Below are 6,570 nucleotides of genomic sequence, written 5' to 3' on the forward strand. Positions count from 1 at the left end.
GTGCTGTTCCTGCAGGGCGGTGCCAGCCAGCAGTTCGCCGAGATTCCGCTCAACCTGCTGCCGGAAGACGGCGTCGCCGACTATATCGACACCGGTATCTGGTCGAAGAAAAGCATTGAAGAAGCCAGTCGCTACGGCAACATCAATGTCGCCGCCAGCGCCAAGGCTTATGACTACTTCGCCATTCCTGGGCAGAACGAGTGGCAGCTGTCGAAAGGCGCCGCCTACCTGCATTACGCCAGCAATGAAACCATCGGTGGCCTGCAGTTCGACTGGATTCCCGAAGTCGGTGACGTGCCGCTGGTGGCGGATATGTCTTCCGACATCCTTTCGCGGCCGATCGATGTGTCGAAGTTCGGCCTGATCTATGCCGGCGCGCAGAAGAACATCGGCCCCAGCGGCCTGGTGGTAACCATCGTTCGTGAAGACCTGCTCGGCCGTGCCCGCAGCGTCTGCCCGACCATGCTCAACTACAAGATCGCTGCCGATAACGGCTCGATGTACAACACCCCGGCGACCTTCTCCTGGTACCTGTCCGGCCTGGTGTTCGAGTGGCTGAAAGAGCAGGGCGGGGTGGCCGCCATGGAGCGGATCAACCGCGCCAAGAAAGACCTGCTGTACAAGGCCATCGATACCAGCGATTTCTACAGCAACCCGATTGCCCATAACGCCCGCTCCTGGATGAACGTGCCGTTCCGCCTGGCCGACGAGAAGCTGGATAAGCCGTTCCTCGCCGGCGCCGATGCGCGCGGCCTGCTCAATCTGAAAGGCCACCGTTCGGTCGGCGGCATGCGTGCCTCGATCTATAACGCGGTGGGCCTGGACGCTGTTGAAGCGCTGGTGGCCTATATGGCCGAGTTCGAGAAGGAGCACGGTTGATGACCGATCCAATTTCCGAGCAGGAACTGCAAGCCCTGCGCCTGCGCATCGACAACCTCGATGAGAAGATTCTCGCGCTGATCAGTGATCGCGCCAGCTGCGCTGAAGAAGTCGCGCGGGTGAAGATGAAGGCCCTGCCGGAAGGCGAGAAGCCGGTGTTTTACCGCCCGGAGCGCGAAGCCCAGGTGCTTAAACGCATCATGGAGCGCAACCAGGGGCCGCTGGGCAACGAGGAAATGGCGCGGCTGTTCCGCGAAATCATGTCCTCCTGCCTGGCCCTGGAAAATCCGCTCAAGGTCGCTTACCTCGGCCCGGAAGGTACGTTCTCCCAGGCTGCGGCGATGAAACACTTTGGTCACGCGGTGATCAGCGTGCCGATGGCGGCTATCGATGAAGTGTTCCGCGAAGTGGCTGCCGGTGCGGTGAACTTCGGCGTGGTGCCGGTGGAGAACTCCACCGAAGGCGCGATCAACCATACCCTCGACAGCTTCCTCGAACACGACATGGTCATCTGTGGTGAAGTCGAGCTGCGCATTCACCATCACCTGCTGGTCGGTGAAACCACCAAAACCGACAAAATCACCCGCATCTATTCCCACGCCCAGTCCCTGGCGCAGTGCCGCAAGTGGCTGGACGCGCATTATCCCAACGTCGAGCGCGTGGCGGTATCAAGCAACGCCGATGCAGCCAAACGGGTGAAAAGTGAGTGGAACAGTGCGGCGATTGCCGGCGACATGGCGGCCAGTCTGTATGGCCTGACCAAGCTGGCGGAGAAGATCGAAGACCGTCCGGACAACTCCACGCGCTTCCTCATTATTGGTAGCCAGGAAGTGCCGCCGACCGGCGACGACAAGACTTCAGTCATCGTCTCCATGCGCAACAAGCCAGGCGCGCTGCATGAGTTGCTGGTGCCGTTCCACAACAACGGCATCGACCTGACGCGCATCGAAACCCGCCCGTCGCGCAGCGGTAAATGGACCTACGTGTTCTTTATCGACTTCGTTGGTCACCACCGCGACCCGCTGATCAAGGATGTGCTGGAAAAGATCAATCAGGAAGCCGTGGCGCTCAAGGTGCTGGGTTCCTACCCCAAAGCGGTACTTTAAAACTGCTGCGGCACGCCTCAGGTCTTAAGCTACACGCGCATCGACGCCGGGCTGTACTTGGGGCTTGCGGCTTTAAGCGTGAGGCTTTGCTATGACCGATTTCCTCGCCCTGGCCCAGCCAGGCGTACAGCAGCTGTCGCCCTATGTGCCGGGCAAGCCGGTGGATGAGCTGGCCCGTGAGCTGGATCTGGACCCGGCCAGCATCGTCAAGCTGGCCAGCAACGAAAATCCGCTAGGTCCAAGCCCCAAGGCGCTGGAAGCGATTCGCGGCGAGTTGACCGAGCTGACCCGTTACCCCGATGGCAATGGATTCGAGCTGAAAAGCCGTCTGGCTGCGCGCTGCGGCGTGCAGATCAATCAGGTCACTCTGGGCAACGGCTCCAATGACATTCTCGATTTGGTCGCCCGCGCCTATCTGGCCCCAGGCCTTAATGCGGTGTTCAGCCAGTACGCCTTTGCCGTTTACCCCATTTCGACCCAGGCCGTAGGTGCCCAGGGCAAAGTGGTACCGGCCAAGGACCATGGTCACGACCTGGAAGCCATGCTGGCGGCCATCGATGAAAACACCCGCGTGGTGTTTATCGCCAACCCGAACAACCCGACTGGCACCTGGTTCGGCCCTGATGCGCTGGAGCGCTTTCTCGCTCGCGTACCGGGCAGCGTGCTGGTGGTGCTGGATGAGGCTTATATCGAGTTCGCCGAAGGTGATGAGCTGCCGGACGGCCTCAAGTACCTGGCGCGCTATGACAACCTGCTGGTCTCGCGCACGTTCTCCAAGGCCTATGGCCTGGCGGCGCTACGCGTTGGTTATGCGCTCAGCTCGGCGCAGATCGCCGATGTGCTCAACCGTGTACGTCAGCCATTCAACGTCAACAGCCTCGCCCTGGCCGCGGCGTGTGCGGCGCTGGATGATGCCGATTACCTGGCGCAAAGCCGTCAGCTCAACGACGCCGGCATGGTGCAGCTGGAAGCTGGCCTGCGCGAGTTGGGTCTGAGCTGGATCCCATCGAAAGGCAACTTTATTGCCGTGAACTTTGGTCGTGATACCGCGGCGATCAACCAGGCGCTGCTACGTGCTGGGGTGATCGTGCGCCCGGTAGCCGGTTACGGCATGCCGAACTTCCTGCGCGTTTCGATTGGTCTGTCTGCTGAAAATGCGCGCTTCCTCGACGCCCTGGCCAAGGTGCTGAGCGCGTGAGTGAAGCCAAATCTGCTGTCACTCAGGTGCAACCTGCCGCCCCTAAGCTCGGCCGCCTGGTGGTTATTGGTCTGGGCCTGATTGGCGGCTCCTTCGCCAAGGGTTTGCGTGAGCGCGGCCTGTGCCGCGAAGTGATAGGCGTCGATCTCGATCCAGAGTCGCGGCGGCTGGCGGTTGAACTGGGCGTGGTTGATCGCTGCGAAGTTGATCTGGCTGCCGCCTGTCAGGGTGCCGATATTATCCAGCTGGCGGTGCCTATCCTGGCCATGGAAAAGCTGCTCACAGAGCTGGCTAAACTTGACCTGGGTACGACGGTACTCACCGACGTGGGCAGCGCCAAAGGCAATGTGGTGCGCGCTGCGCGCCTGGCCTTTACCGGTAAATCAGTGCGTTTTGTGCCGGGCCACCCGATTGCCGGCTCCGAGCAGAGTGGGGTGGAAGCGTCCAATGCGCAGCTGTTCCGCCGCCATAAGGTCATCCTGACGCCCTGCGAACAGAGTGATGACGCAGCTCTGGCGCTGGTCGACGCCCTGTGGCGCGAGCTGGGCGCGGATGTTGAGCACATGGAGGTCGAGCATCACGATCAGGTGCTGGCTGCGACCAGTCACCTGCCGCATTTGCTGGCCTTTACCCTGGTTGACTCACTGGCCAAGCGCAGTGAGAACCTGGAGATCTTTCGTTACGCCGCCGGCGGTTTTCGCGACTTTACGCGAATTGCCGGCAGTGATCCGGTCATGTGGCACGACATCTTTCTCGCCAACCGCGAGGCGGTGTTGCGCACGCTGGACGTATTTCGCGACGACCTCGACGCCTTGCGCGACGCGGTCGACGCTGGGGATGGGCATCAATTGTTGGGCGTATTCACCCGCGCCCGCGTGGCCCGTGAGCATTTCGGCAAAATTCTGGCCCGCAGGGCCTATGTGGACGCTATGCACTCGAATGATCTGGTTTTTCTGGCTAACCCTGGCGGCAAACTCTCCGGGCGTATTCGCGTTCCGGGCGACAAGTCCATCTCCCACCGCTCGATCATGCTCGGCTCGCTGGCTGAAGGCACCACGCATGTCGAAGGCTTTCTGGAAGGTGAAGATGCCTTGGCGACTCTGCAGGCGTTCCGCGACATGGGGGTGGTCATCGAAGGCCCGCATCATGGTCGCGTGACCATTCACGGGGTGGGTCTGAATGGCCTGAAAGCACCGGCTGGCCCGCTGTATATGGGCAACTCCGGCACCTCGATGCGCCTGCTTTCTGGTCTGCTGGCAGCGCAACCGTTTGACACCACGCTGACCGGTGATGCTTCGCTGTCCAAGCGCCCGATGAACCGTGTCGCCAAGCCGCTGCGCGAGATGGGCGCAGTGATCGAAACCGCACCGGAAGGTCGTCCGCCACTGATGATTAAGGGCGGCCAGCGCCTGACCGGTATGGACTACGAAATGCCCATGGCCAGCGCCCAGGTGAAATCCTGTCTATTGCTGGCCGGCCTCTATGCTGCAGGCCGTACCTCAGTGACCGAGCCTGCGCCAACCCGTGATCACACCGAGCGCATGCTGCGCGGCTTTGGCTATCCGGTAACTGTGGATGGCAGCACGGCCAGTGTCGAGTCGGGCCACAAGCTGACCGCGACCCATATCGAAGTGCCTGCGGATATTTCCTCGGCTGCGTTCTTCCTGGTGGCCGGCAGCATTGCCGAAGACTCGGAGCTGGTGCTGGAGCACGTCGGCATCAACCCGACCCGTACTGGCGTGATCGATATCCTCAAGCTGATGGGCGGCGACATCACCCTGGAAAACCAGCGCGAAGTGGGCGGCGAGACCGTAGCCGATATTCGCGTGCGCAGCGCTAAGCTGAAAGGCATCGATATCCCGGAAGACCTGGTGCCGTTGGCCATCGACGAGTTTCCGGTGCTGTTCGTCGCTGCATCTGTGGCCGAAGGGCGCACCGTGTTGCGCGGCGCCGAAGAGCTGCGGGTCAAGGAATCCGACCGTATCCAAGTGATGGCTGATGGTTTGATTGCTTTGGGCGTCAAGGCCGAGCCAACGCCGGACGGCATCATTATCGAAGGCGGCAGCATCGGTGGTGGCGAAGTCTGGGCGCACGGCGACCACCGCATCGCCATGTCGTTCAGCGTGGCCTCGCTGCGCGCCACTGCGCCGATCCGCATCCATGATTGCGCCAACGTCGCCACTTCGTTCCCCAACTTCCTCGCGCTGTCGGCCCAGGTTGGCATTCGTGTGGCCGAGGAGGGCAAAGCATGATCGTTGCACCGGTTATCACCATCGACGGGCCGAGCGGTTCGGGCAAAGGCACCATTGCCGGTCTACTGGCTAAACAGCTGGGCTGGAATCTGTTGGACTCGGGCGCGCTGTATCGTCTGCTGGCGTTTGCCGCCGGCAATCACGGCGTCGATCTGACCAACGAAGAGGCGATGAAGCTGCTCGCCGCTCATCTGGATGTGCAATTCATTGCCGCCGGTGATGGCCATGGTCAGCGCATCATTCTTGAAGGCGAAGAGGTCACTGATCTGATCCGTAACGAGCAGGTCGGCGCCGGTGCATCGCAGGTGGCATCGCTGTCCGCCGTGCGTGAGGCTCTGTTGCAGCGTCAGCAGGCATTCCAGGAAATGCCGGGCCTGGTCGCCGATGGTCGCGATATGGGTACTGTGGTATTTCCCGATGCACCGCTGAAGATTTTCCTCACCGCCAGCGCCGAAGAGCGTGCCCGCCGCCGCTACTTGCAGTTGAAGGCCAAGGGCGATGATGTTAATCTCGCGAGTCTTCTTGATGAGATTCAGGCGCGCGATGAGCGCGATACCCAGCGTGCAGTGGCTCCGCTCAAGCCGGCAGTCGATGCGATCCAGCTGGATTCCACTGAACTCTCGATTGAACAAGTGCTTGAACGAATTCTGAGTGAAGTCGCCAATCGCGATCTCGCCGGATGATAAGAGCCACAGCTGCTTTAAGCTGACCGGCTCGCAAGGAGGCGTACGGGAACCCAGTCCTAGTCCCGTTTGCCTCTTTTTAAATGAACGTACCCACATTGTCTGGAGTGTGGTTTGGGCGGATTCCCTGCCCTGAATCAACAGGAATTAAAATGAGCGAAAGCTTTGCTGAACTGTTTGAAGAAAGCCTAAAAACCCTGAACCTTCAGGCTGGCTCGATCATCACCGCTATCATCGTCGACATCGATTACCAAGCTGGTTGGGTAACCGTTCACGCTGGTTTGAAGTCTGAAGGCCTCATCCCGCTGGAACAGTTCCACAACGACGCTGGCGAGCTGACCATCAAGGTCGGTGACGAAGTTCACGTTGCCCTGGACGCGGTTGAAGATGGCTTTGGTGAAACCAAGCTGTCCCGCGAAAAAGCCAAGCGTGCCGAGTGCTGGATTGTTCTG

6 protein-coding genes are annotated in these 6,570 nt (G+C 60.7%); all 6 read left to right on the plus strand.

What is annotated here, in order from left to right; all coding sequences use genetic code 11:
- On the plus strand, nucleotides 1-879 hold an 879-nt coding region (serC, locus tag Q8O69_RS18960; protein WP_305593732.1), incomplete at its 5' end, for a 3-phosphoserine/phosphohydroxythreonine transaminase.
- Nucleotides 879-1,985 carry a prephenate dehydratase gene (pheA, locus tag Q8O69_RS18965; protein WP_167141464.1) on the plus strand — a complete coding sequence of 369 codons (1,107 nt, stop codon included), beginning with the start codon at nucleotides 879-881 and terminating at the stop codon, nucleotides 1,983-1,985. The genes serC and pheA, both read left to right, overlap by 1 nt.
- Before the next feature lie 91 nt (nucleotides 1,986-2,076).
- Complete coding sequence (gene hisC, locus Q8O69_RS18970; protein WP_305593733.1) at nucleotides 2,077-3,183, plus strand: histidinol-phosphate transaminase; 1,107 nt, start codon at nucleotides 2,077-2,079, stop codon at nucleotides 3,181-3,183.
- On the plus strand, nucleotides 3,180-5,435 hold the full coding sequence (locus Q8O69_RS18975; RefSeq protein ID WP_305593734.1) for a bifunctional prephenate dehydrogenase/3-phosphoshikimate 1-carboxyvinyltransferase: 2,256 nt from the start codon (nucleotides 3,180-3,182) through the stop codon (nucleotides 5,433-5,435). Before hisC ends, Q8O69_RS18975 begins: the two co-directional genes overlap by 4 nt.
- The gene (cmk, locus tag Q8O69_RS18980) at nucleotides 5,432-6,118 is read left to right on the plus strand and encodes a (d)CMP kinase (protein WP_305593735.1); all 687 of its coding nucleotides are present in this window, start codon (nucleotides 5,432-5,434) and stop codon (nucleotides 6,116-6,118) included. The genes Q8O69_RS18975 and cmk overlap by 4 nt, the downstream gene beginning before the upstream one ends.
- A gap of 152 nt (nucleotides 6,119-6,270) precedes the next feature.
- The coding region (locus Q8O69_RS18985) for a S1 RNA-binding domain-containing protein (protein WP_305593736.1) at nucleotides 6,271-6,570 on the plus strand (300 nt) is incomplete at its 3' end.

This window comes from Pseudomonas sp. (assembly GCF_030690725.1).
Classification (GTDB): domain Bacteria; phylum Pseudomonadota; class Gammaproteobacteria; order Pseudomonadales; family Pseudomonadaceae; genus Aquipseudomonas.

What these genes read in the sequence shown, in the direction of transcription:
- hisC (WP_305593733.1), top strand. Translation starts at nt 2,077, where the DNA reads ATGACCGATTTCCTCGCCCTGGCCCAGCCAGGCGTACAGCAGCTGTCG.
- pheA (WP_167141464.1), top strand. Translation starts at nt 879, where the DNA reads ATGACCGATCCAATTTCCGAGCAGGAACTGCAAGCCCTGCGCCTGCGC.
- cmk (WP_305593735.1), top strand. Translation starts at nt 5,432, where the DNA reads ATGATCGTTGCACCGGTTATCACCATCGACGGGCCGAGCGGTTCGGGC.